General features: G+C 48.7%; 13 protein-coding genes. All 13 read right to left on the bottom strand.

Features of this window, described 5'->3' with window-relative positions:
* Positions 1–350: 350 nt before the first annotated feature.
* The gene (locus NtB2_RS02360; RefSeq protein WP_109245343.1) at positions 351–1,349 is read right to left on the bottom strand and encodes a glycosyltransferase; all 999 of its coding nucleotides are present in this window, start codon (positions 1,347–1,349) and stop codon (positions 351–353) included.
* 15 nt (positions 1,350–1,364) lie between these two features.
* The gene (locus tag NtB2_RS02355; protein WP_109245342.1) at positions 1,365–1,586 is read right to left on the bottom strand and encodes a hypothetical protein; all 222 of its coding nucleotides are present in this window, start codon (positions 1,584–1,586) and stop codon (positions 1,365–1,367) included.
* 18 nt (positions 1,587–1,604) lie between these two features.
* On the bottom strand, positions 1,605–2,453 hold the full coding sequence (locus NtB2_RS02350; protein WP_109245341.1) for a hypothetical protein: 849 nt from the start codon (positions 2,451–2,453) through the stop codon (positions 1,605–1,607).
* Complete coding sequence (locus NtB2_RS02345) at positions 2,443–3,888, bottom strand: glycosyltransferase (protein WP_109245340.1); 1,446 nt, start codon at positions 3,886–3,888, stop codon at positions 2,443–2,445. The genes NtB2_RS02350 and NtB2_RS02345 overlap by 11 nt, the downstream gene beginning before the upstream one ends.
* A 1-nt stretch (position 3,889) precedes the next feature.
* Positions 3,890–4,717 (bottom strand): accessory Sec system protein Asp3, encoded by an 828-nt coding sequence (gene asp3, locus NtB2_RS02340; RefSeq protein ID WP_109245339.1) that lies wholly within the window; start codon positions 4,715–4,717, stop codon positions 3,890–3,892.
* Positions 4,718–4,741: 24 nt separating this feature from the next.
* Positions 4,742–6,322, bottom strand: a complete 1,581-nt coding sequence (gene asp2 / locus NtB2_RS02335) for an accessory Sec system protein Asp2 (protein ID WP_109245338.1) — start codon at positions 6,320–6,322, stop codon at positions 4,742–4,744.
* Entirely contained in the window at positions 6,309–7,838 is a 1,530-nt protein-coding gene (gene asp1, locus NtB2_RS02330; protein ID WP_109245337.1) for an accessory Sec system glycosyltransferase Asp1, read from the bottom strand. The genes asp2 and asp1 overlap by 14 nt, the downstream gene beginning before the upstream one ends.
* Before the next feature lie 9 nt (positions 7,839–7,847).
* A complete protein-coding gene (locus NtB2_RS02325; protein WP_109245336.1) occupies positions 7,848–9,062 on the bottom strand; it encodes an accessory Sec system protein translocase subunit SecY2 in 1,215 nt (404 codons plus the stop codon).
* Between the two features lie 21 nt (positions 9,063–9,083).
* Positions 9,084–11,450 (bottom strand): preprotein translocase subunit SecA, encoded by a 2,367-nt coding sequence (secA, locus tag NtB2_RS02320; protein WP_109245335.1) that lies wholly within the window; start codon positions 11,448–11,450, stop codon positions 9,084–9,086.
* A gap of 30 nt (positions 11,451–11,480) precedes the next feature.
* Complete coding sequence (locus tag NtB2_RS02315) at positions 11,481–12,014, bottom strand: rRNA large subunit pseudouridine synthase E (RefSeq protein ID WP_109245334.1); 534 nt, start codon at positions 12,012–12,014, stop codon at positions 11,481–11,483.
* 203 nt (positions 12,015–12,217) lie between these two features.
* Entirely contained in the window at positions 12,218–13,153 is a 936-nt protein-coding gene (ftsX, locus tag NtB2_RS02310; RefSeq protein ID WP_109245388.1) for a permease-like cell division protein FtsX, read from the bottom strand.
* On the bottom strand, positions 13,146–13,838 hold the full coding sequence (ftsE, locus tag NtB2_RS02305) for a cell division ATP-binding protein FtsE (protein WP_109245333.1): 693 nt from the start codon (positions 13,836–13,838) through the stop codon (positions 13,146–13,148). The genes ftsX and ftsE overlap by 8 nt, the downstream gene beginning before the upstream one ends.
* 650 nt (positions 13,839–14,488) lie before the next feature.
* On the bottom strand, positions 14,489–15,586 hold the full coding sequence (gene prfB, locus NtB2_RS02300) for a peptide chain release factor 2 (RefSeq protein WP_109245332.1): 1,098 nt from the start codon (positions 15,584–15,586) through the stop codon (positions 14,489–14,491).
* Positions 15,587–15,590 lie beyond the last annotated feature (4 nt).

Raw genomic sequence — 15,590 nt, 5'->3', positions numbered from 1 at the left:
AAAATGCGTACACTTTACAATTATCAACAGATATATCGATTATATCATTTTGACTTTCTTTTGTAAACTTAGTCACTTAACAACCAAAGCTATATATAGATAACTTTAGGACACTTTTGGATATTGTGTAGCAAAATAAGATAAGATTCACGAAAGTTTTGAATGTTACATTTTGTTAATTTGAGAGATGATGAAAAGGTAGAAAACTCCGCTAGTAAGGCTTTGTTGAATTGACCGCTAAAGTTTAGGGGTAATATTATTAATGACTTTTATTTCAACTGACTTTTTCATAGTGAGAAAAAAACAACAGAAAAAAAGCGATTCATCAAAATCGCTTTTTTTCATACAGTCTATACCGGATAAATCAGATCCTCAGCCTGCATAATCGCACGCCGGGTAAAGAAGCCTGCCCGAATCGCCCGAGCCGCTTGATTGGCCCGTCGCTTATAATTACTGAGTTCTTCTTCTGTCATGGTATTAAAGCGCTCTGCAATGTCTCTCGGGTGGTCAATGGCAAAGCCCAGCCCCTGCTCAACGACATAGCTGGCAATACCGGCTTCCTTCCAAACAATGACGGGCAGCCCAAGGCCCAGATAGAGGGCCAGCTTGTGGGGTGAGTTATAACGGCTGTAACGCTGATAATCCCCACCGCCAGGCAGGTTGTCATCCCATGAAATTCCAAAGGCATCCTTAGGGAGCTCTTCTAAGAGCTCTTGAGCCTGGAAACTACCGTGGTAGTGACATTGGCTCCCGAAGTTCAAAAGCTGCTTATTGCCGTAGGCGTGGAGCTCAGGCATGTCGTCGCCCCATTCTTCGACGAAGATCGACTTGTCAAGATTTCCTGCGACAACCACCTTCTTTGAGATATTGTCCGTAAGCGGGAAATCCTTTTCCTGGACATAGTCAAAGAGGGCCTTGTCAATGATAGGTGTGGTCACGCCGTATTCACGGAGTGACTCGTTCATCTTGTGCCAGTGGCCAATGACGGCATCGACCCCATTGAGGAAGGTGTTTTCCTCGGGATAGAAGCCGCGGAGCCACTCAGAGTCATGCATGAGGACGATGACCTTGGCACCTTTGGCTTTGACATGACTGACAAAGGCTTCATCAAAGCGGAAGCCGAGCAAGGTCGGAAACTGATAGAGGAAGACATCGTCTTCTCTGACCAGCTGTGTCATCCCTGCAATCAGGGAAGCCAACCCTTCATCAGAAAAGTTGCCCATGTATTGCATGTTCACATTGACCTTTTGATAGCCCATGCCTTCGGCAATATCTGCCACATCTGCTTTTGGTTTGGTTACGGCGTCCCGGCTTTCGCCCTGGACGATATTAATGACCCAACGTCTCATCGACTTGGTCCTCCCTTAAATAATTCTATAGATGAGTGTGAGCAGGACGATCAGGGCCATGATCAGCCCGATGATAATCGTCGTCCGCTTGCCCCGCTTGGCGTCTGGATCTTCTTCATTGACGATCCGGTCGCTTTCGTCTTGAAACATCTTCTCGACGACGGCACCAAGCTGGCTCTGGTTGGAAGCTTCTTCAGTCTCCGCCTGCTCTTGATTTTTTTGAGCTTCTTCTGCCATGAATCGCTCCTTTCTTACTTAGTCAATAAGTCGGACTTTCTTAGTAGAAACGCCCTTCTCTACGAGGAGGAGATAGTGCTCCTGACTCATGAAGACTTCATGAATGTAGGGAATATTGTCATCCAAAATCAGCTGTAAATTACCCTTGACCTGGCCCTCCTCTGTCAGAGGCGATTCTTCCAGATAGAGCTGGTTATGACTCTTGGCCTGACTCAGGACATTGATTTCCATCCCCATGTAGGTCACAGTCACAGTATCATCAGCGGTCAACTTTTCAGAAAGCAGGAAGCCGAGCATTTCGTCCAGGCTCTTGAAGCCCTTGCCCATTTCGCCCTTTTCGTCGTTGAGGGTCACATAGTCCAGATTGCCTTCGTAGAAGTAATAACTGATGCGTGGGACCTTCTCGTCGCTGTAGAAATGGATTTCCTGTGGCTTGTTATTAAAGTAGAAAATCTCGCTAAAGAGCTTGCCGTCAATGGCGTATTCTTGGATGTAGTCAGTGTCGCCATTCATCCGCTTGTAGCTGACGTTTTTGACGAAGCGACGGGTGTTGGGATAGAGCTCGACATTTCCAATTTCGTCGCCGTTGTTGATGACAGAAATCGTCCAGTCGCCATTCATGAAGATTTCAGAATTACTAGGGACGGGAGCCTGGTTGAAGAACATGAAGTTGTTCAGGTCAGTGGTCCGGCCAGTCTTTTCGTCAAAGAGGTTGACGCCTTTGACGTCTTCATTCTTGAGAATCTTTGCAAAATCTGGACTAGGCAGGATAGAAATGACCTCGCCCTTGTCTGCTTGGAGGCGTTTCTTCGCGTTGTCCCAGACGGCGTCGCCCGGGCGAATCAGGGTTACGAGTTCATAATTCATTGATCAATTTACTCCATTTCTTAGCAATAATAGGGTTATGGAAGTCCTTAACAGAGGCAATTGTCGCCTTCTTGAAGCTTGGATAATCCTGCTCCATCATCATCTGAATCCCCTTGGTCAATTCTTCGATAGAATATTCTTCATCGTCACGCTTAAAATCTCGGAGGTAGCCATTAATACCGTCTTTGACCAGCTCCATGGCACCGAAACGCGCCTTGAAGGTCACGACAGGAAGACCTGCATTCAGGGCTTCGATGTAGGTCAGGCCAAAACCTTCTGAATAAGAAGCTGAGATGAAGGCATCGTACTTCTTGTAGTCTTCAGCAAGATTGTTTGAGTGGCCCATGAGCTTGATGTAGTCTTGAGCCTTGCATTCTTCGATGGTCTCACGAATTTTTTGGTCTTCACCACCTTGTCCATAAATGTCAAAAGTGATGTCAGGATAGAGGTCATGAAGCCTTGAGACCGCCTTGACTGCCTGGTCAATGTGCTTTTCACCAGCCAACCGAGAAGCGGTCATGAAGCGACGGGCACGTTTTGGCGTGGTCTCTGGATCGACTGGGACCATGTTTGTCTCAGAAATCCCACCGACTGGAATGGTCACAAACTTGTCTTCCATGCCTGGGAAGTCAAGGAGGAAGTCCTGGCGTTGGAGCTCAGTAGAGACGACAATCCGGTCTGCCTGGTCAACGTGGGTCAGGAGGTACTCATAGTAGTTGTTCCAAAGCGGAGCCGTTGGCTCATCCCGGTCGCCCAGGTGGTCAGCGTGGATGATTTCAATCAGATTGAAGTCGATGTGCTCATTGCCAAAGAAGGCCGCTTCAGACTCTTCGCCCCGGTCCATGATGAAGGTGTTCTTGCCTTCAAAGATTTTCGTCAGGGTCTCAAAGAAGAAACGCTGGAAGGTGACCTCGTTGCGGAAAAAGAGGTCTTGGCCTTCAAAGTCATAGATATGGATGTTTTCCAGAATACGACCGCGACTAGGATGGGCAAATTCATTGAGCATGAGCTTGCGTTCCATCGTTTCAGCATTAAAGATTTCGATTTTATAACGTGAAACAAGGAGGGTCCCTGGTGTCTTTGGATTTGGCGACTTTTCGATGTGTTCACGGACCAGCATGCCTGTAGAGGTCAGGGTCTGGACGATCCGGTGGGTATTGGCCCCGTCGATGAAGGTCTTGTCTTCCCGTTTGTTCTTGCGGGGAGCCCCTTCTGTCGCTACTTTCTTACCGAAAGTGAAAAATTCGTAGAGGTTGATGACCTGCTCTGGACGGATGTTCCAGTGGGCCATGGCCTCAGGCAGTTCTTTGACGAGCTCGGTAAAGAGGTACTTGTAGGGCAGGCCCTCCATGTCGAAGAGTTCTGCCCGATAAAACTGAGCGTGTTCAACGCCTGAGTTCCCAATCCCCATGGCTCTGTTAATGAAAAAATTCATATTATGCATGCTCCTTATTTCTATCTGTATAGGCTTTTAGGATATTCCCTAGACTTGAGAGATTATCTGGAATAATGTCGGTGTCAAGCTCAAGGCCGGGATTGATTTTCTCAAGTAATGTCGGGATAAGATGGAAGGCCTCAGGCAGCTTCTCAAAGTTGATGCCCTTGAGAATTCTGAGTTTCTTGGCCCCTGTCTCGCTCTCTGCCGCATCCTTTTGAATGACCTCACTCATGAGTTCAAGGCCAGAGACCAGACTCTTGATGTCTGGCTGGACCATGAGGCCAAGGCCCGTCGGCCGTTTGACGATATTGGTCTGTCGCCAGAGATAGTCAATCGTGTAGGTCGGCTCGTCGTCAGCCTTGAGCAGGCCAGCAGATGGGCCGAGCTTGACGGCATCGATATTTTCCTTGTCTGAGATGAGCAGGTAGTTAAAGTAGAGGTATTTGTGGCGTTTATTGACCAGGGCGACCTCGTAGTTGACCGTCTCATTCGGATAGGTAAAGGTCAGCTCTAGACCGTCATTTGAAAACATTTCAATCAAATTTCCAAAGCGGTCATAGCAGTCGACCCGCAGCTCGAAAGAGGCATTATCATCGGCTTCGAGCAAGGCCTTAATATGGTACTCCTCGCCAGCGAGCAGGAGGGGGAGAGCAGGCGAGGTCCGGTCGACAGCAAAGCTCCCGATGGCCTTCCAGGTCCTGATTTTTGAGGCGACAGGCATCATTGAAGCCGAGTAATACACACTATTGGGCTCCTTTTTGACCTTGGCCCCAAAGGCATAGCTCTCTGAGAAGCTCTCGCCCCATTTGATGATCCAAACTGACATCTTCTTCCTTTCTGTGTTTAGCGATTAAAAGCGTACCCGCCGGCCGTATTCCTCCCAAAGGATGTTGCGGTATTGCTTACGAAACCACTCGGTGACCCCTGGTGTATTGTCATTATGTCGGCCGATAAAGCCTTTTTGAAGGACCCGGGACTGGGGATTATTCTTAGCCAGACTCTTTTCTATCATAGGAAAGGCCTTCTGGTCATAGTCGTCGTGAATCATATAAGCAGCCGCAAAAGTGGTCCGATTAAAGTCACCCTTGTCAAATTTATCCCAGAAACGCTGGTTGAGACGTTTGGCACCGGCAACAGTCGCTTCGCCCGTATGGTCCATGACCATGTCCAGACTCGTCCCCCAGAGCTCTGGCCGGTCGATTCGTTCATTCATGGCAATGTCGCCGACATTGACCAGTGGCTTCCCGACAATGACTGAGCTAGGCTGGAGGTCAGCAGCATAATATAAGGCCGCAAAGGTCCCCATAGAAATTCCTGAGAGAATCAGGTCTCTGCGCTCAAAGCCGAGGAAGTCCAGGTGTTCCTGGATGACATCGACCAGCTCTTTCTCCAGGCTCTCAGAGCCCATGTAGAAATCTCCCCCCTCTAAGCGTGGGTCACTGATGAGCAGATAAGGACAGCCCATCCGGTTCATCATCCCCCGTCCTTCAAAACCTTCGGCAGGCCGGTAACCTGAAAAGTAGACGGCGAGCGGTGGTTTCATATCACCAGGATTAAAGAGATGGAAAATTTCCTGATTCAGTCTGTCCTTGTCCTGGAAACGCTGACCGCCCTTCATTAAGGCAGACTTGTCAGAAAAGGCATTTCTAAAGTGGACATTGCCGACTCTGAACTTGCCCTTTCCTTTGGCATAGAGGCTGGTCGCGATGTGCTGGCCAGTATCTGATTCATTGACCAGGATAATGTCTTCGCTAGCAAAGTCTTCAGGCTTGCCTGTGATAATTTTAGTCGTCTGACCGGTATTAAAGTCGATATAGAAAATCCGGAATTCGATTTCGACACCCTCGCTATCGATTCGCCACTCGGGGATGAAGTTCACTCGGCCATGGGCTTCGATCCCATAAGGGTGCATCTTCCAGCTAAGAAGTTGCTTGTAGTCATCGCCAAAGTCGCCGTCTAACTCCATGAAGACGTTCCCCATCCGGGTCACGTCGCCCTTGAAGCTCGGATTGACCCGGATAAAGTCCATCTCGATGTTGTAACCAATCTGCTCAATCGAGAGGTCGTTGATTTTAGCGTATAAGGCCTCCTGGGATTCAGCTTCAGGGTCAAAAGGCTCTGCCTTCTTGATATCGAGAATCTTCTTTTGACTCGGATCAATCTCAGCCCCCTCATCATAGAAGAGCTGGAAGGGCGGAAATTGTTCAAGCAGGCCTGGGAAGTTCTGCAAAAGCACGGCATCCCGGCCAAAGATATAGAGGTTCCGGTTGGCCCGCCGGTTAAAGACACCGTCCTGGAAGAGCTTGAGCTTTTCTTCGTCACTGTATAAGTCGTAGTTGCCCTCGACATGGACATAGTCAAATTTCTCAAGGATTTGATCTGACAATGGCACGGCTAGGCCACCAAATTGGATGATTTTATTTTTCGCCATTGTTGATCAACTCCTTCCATTTCTTGATGATGTCTTTTGGATGATGGGCTTCAATCAGGTCGACTGCTTCGACTAGGGCCTCATTCCATTGCTTGAGGTTGACGAGGTAGTGGTCAATCGCTTCTTCGAGCTTCAAGTCTGACTCAGGCAACATGATGCCGTTCTTGCCCTGCCTGATATAGTCGCTCTTGTGGCGACTGATCAGCGGTACACCTGCTGAGACCACCTGGGCATGGCGGTAGATCTGGTAGTGGTCGCTCAGGTCCAGATAAAGGCGGACCTGGTCGAGTTTAGACTCGAGAATGCCTAAGCCGTTCTTGTCAGCAAAGTTGATTCTGAGGCCAGCTTCGACCGCACCGACGAGTCTTGGCCATTGCGCGGTCTCCTTGAGGGGCTTAACGGCTTCAAGGTCGCTGTTAAAGAGCTTCTTAGCGAGCTTGCTGACAATATATTTTTCAGTCTTCTTGTAGGCATCGGAGTCCATGTCCACATCAAAGTGGGTCTCGATGATTTCCCGCTTCATGAGTTCTACCCGGTCAAGCTGAGATGGATCTTCCAGCTCGACAAAGAGGGCAATGTCCTCTTTAGCAGAAGACTTTTGAATCAGCATGTTCAACTGCTTAAATTCTTCCCGCTCCATCTTGCTAAAATGAGCATAGATTTCAAGCTTAGGGGCCTCACTACTTTGACCGAGCTCAAGCTCTGGATAAAAGATAGGGATGTAGTGGCCGGCTTCGAGTGCCTCAGGCAACTGGTCAACCCGGCTGTCAATGACCATTTCCACGTCTTTGTGTTTGAGGACCTTGTGGACCTGTTCTTTATCTGAAAGAATACTGATGACCTTGACCTTAGAGGCCTCGACCAGCTTCTTGATTTCTTCGAGCGTGGTTTCATCTGAAAGAGAAATCAAGACATTTTCATCTTCGCCATCGGCCAGCTGGGCCTGGAGCATCATAGAGACCGCCGCTTCTTGTGACGGAAACTCAAGGCCGTCCAGATAAAAGCCTGTGTCATCGACATGAATCCGGAGTCTGCCAAATTCATCAAAATAATCACGCTGGACCAGGACATTGCCAGAGTTCACATAAAATATGCTGGACAAGAAGCCCCGAGAGTCATAGGTATGCTCCTCCCGAGCCCCGTCTTCCTTGTAAAACATGACCCGGGTCGGAAAGCCATAGTCATCAAAAATAACATAGCCGACCATCCGGTCATCATGCCAGAGCATGACCCCAAAAGGGCTGTAAATCCGGTCGTATTCACTCGGAATGTCAAGCTCATCAATCGTGAGCGGGTGGCCGCTCAGTCGCTCTACACCCTGGAGCAGGTCAAAGACCCGGATGAGATTATCCTGGTGGTAGCCGTATTCATTGAGTTTATAGAGCAGGTTTGGGACATGGCCCGACAAGACCAGCTGGTGGTCCAGCTTTTCTTCTGTAAAAAACTGGCTCAGATGGTAGATGCGGTCGGTATCCAGCTGGGTGTCAGCCTTCCAGTCCGCCATTAAATAAATCATATTTTCCCCTTAAAAGAGCTTGTAGTGAGGTTTTGCTGTCAGGAATTTCACTTCTTCTCGGATGTTGTCAATCATGAGAATCGCCATGAAAATCGAACCAAAGTAGAAGGCCAAATTAGACACACCCTGGATTTTCAGGCCAATCAGCATGGGAATCGAAGAAATTACAATCATAAAGAGTGAACTGAAGACAATCAGATGATTGAGCTTGCGTTTCAAGTATCTCTCCGTCTCAATCCCAGGCAGGACGTCCAAGATATAGTCGCCAGACTCACGCAGAGACTTGGCAATCTTAAAGACCCGGACATTGACCTGGGCAAAGCCCCAAGTCAAGAGGGTCGCAATCACGCCGTAGGCGATGATCCCCGGAATAGTAGAGTAGGTAAAGATTTGCAGGGTCCAGTAAAGGAACTTCGTATTCTGCAAGGCAGGAATCAAGACCAAGAGTTGTGGCAGCGAGAAAATCGTCACGACAAACATAAAGGGCATGGCTCCGGCCGGCAGGACCTTGATGGGAATGTAAGAGGACTTAAAGTCCACATCGAGGCTTGTCTGCTGAACATCAATCCGCAACTCAGAGCGATAAAGGAAGGTCGCAATATAGATAAAGACAAGGGTCACGATGATCGCCACAATCATACCCGTCCGTGTGTTAAAGAAGGCATGGGCTCCGGTCTGGCCTGAAGTTAAGAGGGAGGGCGTATTCAGGAGCAAGCCTGGCATGATGAGCATCATCTGCTTACCGATGCCTTTTTTCAGGTTCATGTCGGCCAAGAAGCTGACCAGCATGGCACCTGCGACAAGGACCAGAATCAAGCCCATCTCGACTTGAATTTTACTAAAGCCAGGAAAGGCTGAAAAGTCAATCCCTGTCCCAAAGTGGGTCACGGTCGCATAGGCCTGAAAGAAGGCGATAAAGAGGGTCAGTCCCCGTATGATAAAGCCTTGCTCACGCTTAGAGAGATTGGTCACCCAGTCGATTTCCATCATGCTCAGGGTTGACCAAAAGATGAGTGAAATCATATAAGGGCCAAGGCCGAGTGAAAAGAGGTTCAAGACCTTGACATTTCCGGCTGATAAATTCGAGAAGATCTGTAAAAAGGTCGATGCCGGCTGTTGTGTCTCGTGTAGGGCTGGGATTCTTAGATGCGTACCAATAATCATCAGCATGACAAAAAACAGCGTCCATGCAATCCTTCGGATGACGTGATAGTAGTCTCTCATCTTTTCTCCAATTCTAGTGCTTTAAGGGTATTCGACATCAACTGAGCCGTCAGGATTTCTAAAGAGTTCTGACAGCAGGTAGTTCCGCATGATGTCAACACGGAGTTTTTCACGAGTCTCGTAGAAATAGCGTTCGGCTTCTTTCTGGAACTCATACAAAGGCTGGTGCTGGGCCCAGGTCCGGTTTGACACGATGGACTTGAGCTGGACCAGACCGTCGGCCAGGTCGATCCAGAGGCTATCAATGGCCCTGAGAATCACCACACGCCGGTAGTAGTCAATTTGTTCTTGGCCTTGAAGATTGGCCAAAACCTCGACAGATTTTTCTTCGACCAGCTTAAAGAGCTGTTCACCAAAGGCCTTCTTCGGCAATTTCTCGTCCATGGCATAAGGGCTATCCTTATAGCCATAGTCGATGTTGTTAGTCACAAAAGCATTGAAATCACGGCCAGTGAGCCCTTCTTTTTTAGAGGCCAGGTCGGTCACCGCATGGTTGACACTGTCAATGATGAGAAACTCGAGGGTCTGAGAATCCGCCTCCATGATCATGTTTCGGGCGTCATAAATCCGATTCCTCAGGACGCTGGTAATATCGTCATAGTCGAGGGTTTCCTTACGACTTTGGACGTCTTGGTTCTTCTTGTTCTTTTGAGACTTTTTGACAAGTCGGGCATATTTCGGCCGGGTCAGGTGTTCTTCTCTGTCCTGGTACTTGCTGTCGCTTTCCAGCTTCTTGCGGTACTTGCGAACCCAGTCAGGGGCGTTTTCGACAACAATCTGGTCTTCAAGACTCGAGAAGAAATAAGAATCCCCAGGCTCGCCTTGACGGCCAGACCGGCCGCGGAGCTGATTGTCAATCCGCTCTGAGGTCATGTTTTCTGTACCGATAACGACGAGACCGCCGTGCTCCCGGCTAAAGTCATCCAGCTTGATATCGGTCCCACGTCCTGCCATGGCAGTCGCAACTGTCACAGCACCACGTTTTCCGGCCTCTTCGACAATCTGGGCTTCTTTTGAAGCCGTTGAGGCGTTGAGTAGGCTATGTGGAATCCGGTGGTCCAAAAGGAGCATGGAGTAGAGATAGGACTTAGAGACAGAACCCGTCGCAATCAAGATAGGGCGTTCTGTCTCACGAATGGCCTTGACCAGGTCAAGACTGTCCAGGATTTTCATCTTATGGTGGGCAAAGACCTTTTCATCGTGGTCTTTCCGCAAGATTGGCCGGTGGGTCGGCATGGCCATAACGTCGACATCATAGGTGTCCCGAAGCTCGTCGGCATCGGTCATCGCCGTCCCTGTCATCCCAGAGAGAACCTCAAACATCTTAAAGAGGTTCTGATAGGTTACAGAACCCATGGAGCGGGTCTCTTCTGTGATGTCCAGTCCTTCTTTAGCTTCGAGGGCCTGGTGCATCCCGCCTTGGAGCTTGGTCCCCTCTAACTTCCGACCGTTCATTTCGTCAAGGAGAAGAATCTCGCCATTATAGACCACATAGTCTCGATTGGCCCGGTGGACATGGTTGGCCTTGAGGGCCAGGACCAGCCGACGGTACAAGGGAGCGTTTTCCTCAGAGAGGATGTCCTTGACACTGAAGTAGTCCTCAGCCTTGGCAATTCCGTCTTCCAGGAACCAGACCAGCTTTTTGTCTTCTGAGAGCTCGTATTCTTCGTCTTCGACAAGACTCTTGATAAATTTATCAGCTAGCTTAGAAAGATTGGACTGGAGCTTGGGAGCCCCTGAGATAATCAGGGGTGTCTGAGCCATGTCAAGCAGGATTGAATCGACCTCATCAATCAAGACAAACTTGAAGGGGTGCAGGTACTGCTTCTCCTTGGTCACAGCCAAGTTATCCAGCAGATAGTCAAAGCCCAGGGCTGAGTGCGTCGTATAGACAATGTCAGAGTTGTAGGCTTCTTTCTTGTCAATGTCCTGGTCAAAGTCGGATTTCTGGGCACCGACAGCGACAGAGAGGCCAAGGAAGCGATAGACCTTCCCGACATTCTCCGCATCCCGCCAGGCCAGGTATTCGTTTGAGGTCACGACAAAATTACCGGGACCTGCCAGGCCACGGAGATAAGTCGGCATGGTCGCCGTCAGCGTCTTACCTTCTCCAGTCTTCATCTCAGTGATAGTCCCGAAAAAGAGGGCAATCCCGGCCAGGACTTGGACATCATAAGGGTCCAGCCCCAGCACCCGCTTGTCAGCCTCAATACAGACCGCATAGGCCTCAGGCAGGAGCTTCTCTAGGCTCTCGCCGTTATCCAGCCGCTCACGAAAAAGCTGAGTCTGCATCTGGAGCTCAGCATCCGTCATATCCAGATACTTAGGAGCCAGTGCCCGCACAGCCTTGAGGAGTTTGCGATATTTTCTTTTTTTCTTATCTAGCATAGGGACTCGTCCTTATCCTATCCATATTCGTTATTTCAAAAGCTTGTAGTGGCCGGGCTTAAGCCCGTCTAGTCTATAGTTGCCAATCCCGGTCCGGATGAGCCTCAGGGTCGGAAAGCCGACAGCAGCCGTCATTCTTCTGACTTGGCGGTTTTTACCTTCTTTAATTTGAAGCTCCAACCAGCTGGTCGGAATGTTCTTGCGTTCTCTAATTGGAGGGGTCCGCTCCCAGAGCCAGTCGGGCTCAGCGATGAGCCTAGCCCTGGCAGGAAGGGTCTTGCCATCCTTGAGGATGACACCGGCTTGCAGTTGTTGTACAGCCTTTTCCGTCATCTCGCCTTCGACCTGTACGACATAGGTCTTATATGATTTTGATTTAGGGTCAGTCAAGCGGTGGTTAAGCCGGCCATCATCCGTCAGCAAGAGCAGGCCCTCACTATCCTTATCCAGACGCCCTGCCGCATAGACATTCGGAATGTCAATATAGTCCTTCAGGGTCGCCCGTCCTTCTTCATCTGTGAACTTCGTCAGAACATTAAAGGGTTTATTGAATATTATAATCATCTGTTTCTATTTTATAACATTTTGTCTAAAAAAGCGAGTGTTTTCCTGTTAAATAGAGGAAGACAAGGCTTTCAGAATTGTCGTCAAAATTTAATATTAGAGAGCGAAATTTGCTTGGCTTGATATTTTTCAGATGATAATTTTCATCCCGGACAATTTAATGCATAGAAAAAAAGCCTCGAAAACGAGAACTTTTTTTATTTTTATACTTTCAAGAATCGACGCATTGACAAAATCGAACCAAAGGCACCAATCAATACCCCGATGACAACCATAATAACGATAATCAAAGGAATAAAGCTATTCGGATGAATCATCGACAAATGACTGCTATGAAGGGCTGGCGTAAAGCTGGCAAAGGCCAAACCATAAAGCCAGGCAACCAGGAGGCTAGGAATAATCGCACCCAAGAGTCCCACCCAAGCCCCTTCAAGGAAGAAAGGCCAGCGGATATAAGAATTCTTGGCCCCGACCAGACGCATGATTTGAATCTCACGCTGACGACTCATGATGGTGATCCGGATGGTGTTTGAAATCAGGAAGACCGCAATCAAGAGCAAGAGCACGGCAATGACCAAACCCCAGGTCTGCACCAGGTTGTTGATCTTAAAGAGCTTTTGCGAGCTTGCTCCGCCGTAATCGGCCTTATTAATGCCAGCGACCTTAGCGATTTCAGCTGCGACCGTCTTCACGTTCGCTGGCTTGTCCACCTCGACCACATAGACATCATAAAGGGGATTGGCATCGCCCTGATAGAGGTTCCAGGTGTCACCGAGGGCTGCAGTCAAGTCTTTGAGCTGCTGGTCCTTGCTTGAGAAGGTAATCTTCTCTACATGGTTAATCCCCTTTATTTCATTGTAAATCTTACGGTAGTTCTTGTTTTCAATCGTCTTGTGCGTGTCCTTTGGATCCTGCAGTTTAGCCTGCTGGTCATGGACATTCAGATTCATGTAGGCAGAAATCCGCACATTGTTGGTAATATCTTCTGTGATTTGGCGGGTGTTCAAGATAATCGACAGGAAGCCACCGACCAAAATCAGTGTGATCATTACAGAAGAAACGGCCGCTACGGTCATCCAACTGTTACGACGCAGGTTCTTCAGAGATTCCAGAAGATGCTTAAAGAAATTTCTAATCATCGTAGCCATAATCTCCTTCCACTTGGTCACGGACAATACGGCCGTTTTCAATCGCAATGACCCGGTGACGCAGGGTGTTCACGATCTGCGAGTTGTGGGTCGCCATGAGGACAGTCGTCCCCTGAAGGTTGATCTTTTCCAGAAGGTTCATGATTTCCCATGAGTTTTCTGGGTCCAGATTCCCTGTAGGTTCGTCTGCAATCAAGACCTTAGGCGCATTGGCAATCGAGCGGGCGATGGCCACACGTTGTTGCTCACCACCAGAGAGTTCATTTGGGAATGAACGAATCTTGTGCTTGAGGCCAACCAGGTCAAGGACTTCATTGACCCGCTTTTTGATTTCGCGTGGGCGTTTGCCGACCACTTCCATGGCGTAGGCGATGTTTTCAAAGACGGTCTTCTTAGGCAGGAGCTTGTAGTCCTGAAAGACGACGCCGACAGAGCGGCGAAGCTTTGGCACGTCCCGTTTTTTAAGCTTGGCAAGGTCATATCTCGCCACATGGCCAGTGCCCCTGTCAATTTTAAGTTCTCTATAGAGAAGTTTGATGAATGTTGACTTACCAGCACCTGACGGTCCAACAATATAGGCAAATTCGCCTGGTTCAATCTCCAGGTTAATATTGCGGAGGGCTGTTGTCCCGTTAGAGTACTTTTTGGTCACATTACTTAAGCTAATAATACTCATTGTTACCTTCCTATATTAGGGAAATATCCCGTATCTCTGGTATTATAACAAATTCTTTGTGTTTTTTCTAGGGGTTGGATTTGCCTTAGCGGTAGCTTCTGTACTATTGGGATTCGTGAAGCTTCTTTGATGGGGACTTTTCCGTTGAGTCGCTTCACTCCGCTCGAGGTGAAACTCATCAGCCAACCATGGTCTTTGTACTAATTTGCCGATGAGTTTCACACGCTGCGTTTCGCTTAGAAGTTTTGGGGCAGAAAGAAATTACATAATATTTTATTGTAATAATTTTTAATTAACTCTCTGTTTGAAGCATTTATTAACAAGCAAAAGCCTAGGTTTTACATAACATGATTAGTAAAACGCTAAATTGTTTGGCAGGAGTGCAGTGGAGGAAATTCTGAAAAATCGCTGTGAAAAACGGCAAATGGCGAGACCGCTAGGGCTCGCCATTTAGCAATGGAACGGCAAGGCCGTTCGCTTGCGGCCTCACAGTGATTTTTCAGAATTTCCGGAAGGGAACGGCGGTCCAGGCCTAAAGCTACATGGACAAGGAGGAAAACTACGTTTTCCTTATCCGCCGATAGACTTGGATGGGGATGGCTCTGAATACTTCCTTTGGTCGCATTCAGAGCTCAGCCCCATTCCCAAGTCTACATTTTCCAACGTAGGTAAGCATGAATAAAGCCATCCAAATCCCCATCCATAACCTTATCGATTTGGCCTGTTTCATACTCGGTGCGAGTATCCTTCACGAGCTGATAAGGCATAAAGACATAGGAGCGAATCTGAGAACCCCAGGAAATGTCGGATTGGTCGCCTCGGAGCTCGTCGACTTCGGCCTGCTTCTTCTCCTGTTCAACCTGCATGAGCTTAGATTTCAGCATATTCAATGCAATCGCATCATTACCATACTGGGTCCGGTCGATGGTCGACTGGACGACAATGCCGGTCGGAATGTGGGTATAGCGGACACCGGTCGTGACCTTATTGACGTTCTGTCCACCAGCACCACCGGCGTGGAAGACATCCCGCTTGAGGTCATTCTTAGAAATTTCGACTTCAATCGTGTCGTCAAGCTCTGGCATCACATCGACCGAGGTGAAGCTGGTGTGACGGCGATTTTGACTGTCAAATGGCGACACACGGACCAGGCGATGGACACCCTTTTCAGAGCGGAGGAAGCCGTAAGCATTGTGGCCAACAAAACGAATCGTCACGGACTTGAGACCGGCCACATCGCCATCTTGATAGTCGAGGATCTCGACCTTGAAGCCATGGGCCTCGCCCCAGCGTGTGTACATCCGCATCAGCATGCTGGCCCAATCCTGAGACTCGGTCCCGCCTGAGCCTGGATGGATTTCCAGGATGGCGTTCATGTGGTCATAGGGCTGGTTGAGGAGAATATTCAGTTCGTAGGTCTCGATTTCCTTTTCAAGACGCTCGACGTTCTCTTCCAGCTCGGCCTGCATATCCTCGTCAGGCTCCTCTTGGAGCATCTCTAGCATGACCTGGCTATCCTCTAAAAGACTCGCCATCGAGACAAAGTTGTCATGCTTTTGCTTGAGGACATTCGATTCATCGATGACCTTTTGGGCGGCCGCCTGGTCATTCCAAAAGTCAGGCTGGGCCATATCATTTTCAAAGAGGGCAATCTCTTCTTCAAGCCGGTCGAGGTCGAGTGAGCCTCTAAAATCATCGACTTTTTCTGAGTAAGCCTCCAGTTTATTTCTAATTTCTGATAATTCCATAGTT

It is taken from the genome of Lactococcus termiticola (genome assembly GCF_003116835.1).
GTDB lineage: Bacteria > Bacillota > Bacilli > Lactobacillales > Streptococcaceae > Lactococcus > Lactococcus termiticola.
This window is presented reverse-complemented; position numbering and strand designations above follow the sequence as displayed.